Here is a 427-nt window from a genome sequence, read left to right as displayed (position 1 = left end):
CCGCACAGTTTTGCTGAGGGGTCTGCACTCTCCGACAGTGACGATGTCACCCACAGTCACGTCTCTGAAGCAGGGAGAGAGATGGACAGACATGTTCTTGTGCCTCTTCTCAAAACGGTTGTACTTGCGGATGTAGTGCAGATAGTCACGTCTGATGACGATGGTCCTCTGCATCTTCATCTTGGTCACCACACCAGACAGAATACGGCCTCTGATGGACACATCGCCAGTAAAGGGGCATTTTTTATCAATGTAAGTGCCGTCAATAGCCTCTCTGGGGGTTTTGAAGCCCAAGCCAACATTTCGGTGGTAACGTGGGAGCTTCTCTTTTGCACCTGCTTCACCGACCAACACTCGCTTTTTGTTCTGGAAGATGGTAGGCTGCTTCTGATAAGACCTCTCGTTCTGAGTGTCCGCCATCTTTGCC

General features: G+C 50.8%; 1 protein-coding gene. It reads right to left on the bottom strand.

Translation table 11 applies throughout. The annotated features are described in order from the left end of the window. Positions 1 to 427, bottom strand: a 427-nt coding sequence (gene rpsQ / locus GFJ41_RS21135; RefSeq protein WP_206001615.1) for a 30S ribosomal protein S17, incomplete at both ends; no start/stop codon positions are given.

The organism is Paraclostridium dentum (assembly GCF_012922555.1).
In the GTDB taxonomy this organism is placed as follows: domain Bacteria; phylum Bacillota; class Clostridia; order Peptostreptococcales; family Peptostreptococcaceae; genus Paraclostridium; species Paraclostridium dentum.
The sequence above is the reverse complement of the archived record's forward strand: the minus strand, read 5'-3'. Positions and strand labels throughout refer to the sequence as shown.